This is a genomic window from Rahnella ecdela (assembly GCF_019049625.1).
GTDB lineage: Bacteria > Pseudomonadota > Gammaproteobacteria > Enterobacterales > Enterobacteriaceae > Rahnella > Rahnella ecdela.
This window is the reverse complement of sequence record NZ_JAFMOY010000059.1, coordinates 1-886: the sequence shown is the minus strand read 5'-3', so window position 1 is coordinate 886 and position 886 is coordinate 1. Positions and strand designations below refer to the sequence as shown.

The window sequence follows — 886 nt, the reverse complement described above, 5'->3', positions numbered from 1 at the left end:
CGGCGAAGTTTCTGGCTTTCTCCTGCGGGATCGTTGAGACCACTCGCATCTCGCCATAACGACTGCGTTTGCGAATGATCCTGTGCCCCAGAAAGATAAAACCGTCATTAACATGGGTGATTTTAGTCTTATCCATGTTCAGCCTGAGTTTCAGACTGCCTTCGAGCACACCCCGACACTCCTCCCTGATGGCTTCCGCCTGTGCTTTGGTGCCTTTGACGATGAGGACAAAATCATCGGCATAGCGGCAGTACGCCACCGCGGGTTTCCACTGCCATTTTTCTCTGACCGCCGTACTTCGGCCCCGCTGGATACTGTTATTCCAGTACCACCGATCTTTTCTGGCTTTCCCGCTCAGGTAGCGCTCATGCAGGTATTGATCGAACTCATTCAACATGATATTCGACAGCAACGGCGATATTACGCCACCCTGTGGCACACCTTCACTGGCCGCCCGAAAGAGACCGACATCAATATGTCCCGCCTTGATGGTTTTCCACAGCAGAGTCATGAAACGTGCGTCACTGATCCTGCGGCGTACAGCCTTCATCAGTAGTCGATGATGTACGGTGTCGAAGTAACTGGACAGGTCGCCTTCAATCACCCAGCGTCCCCGTGTTTCACCGCAGTCGGTGAGCTGTAATTTCACCGTGCGGATCGCGTGGTGGACACTGCGCTCAGGTCGGAAGCCATATGAGAGCGTATGAAAATCACTCTCCCATATCGGCTCCATCGCCATCAGCATGGCCCGCTGAACAATGCGATCCCGCAACGCGGGGATACCCAGTGGTCGCAGTTTGCCGTTGCTTTTAGGGATGTAAACCCGTCTGGCGGGCAAGGGCTGGTAGTGACCTGAGAGTAATTCATCCCTGAGGATTTGCAGCTC

At 54.1% G+C, this 886-nt stretch carries 1 protein-coding gene; it reads right to left on the bottom strand.

Annotated features, from left to right (window positions below):
• A partial coding sequence (locus J1784_RS00300; protein WP_274387287.1) for a reverse transcriptase domain-containing protein occupies positions 1–886 on the bottom strand: 886 nt, incomplete at both ends.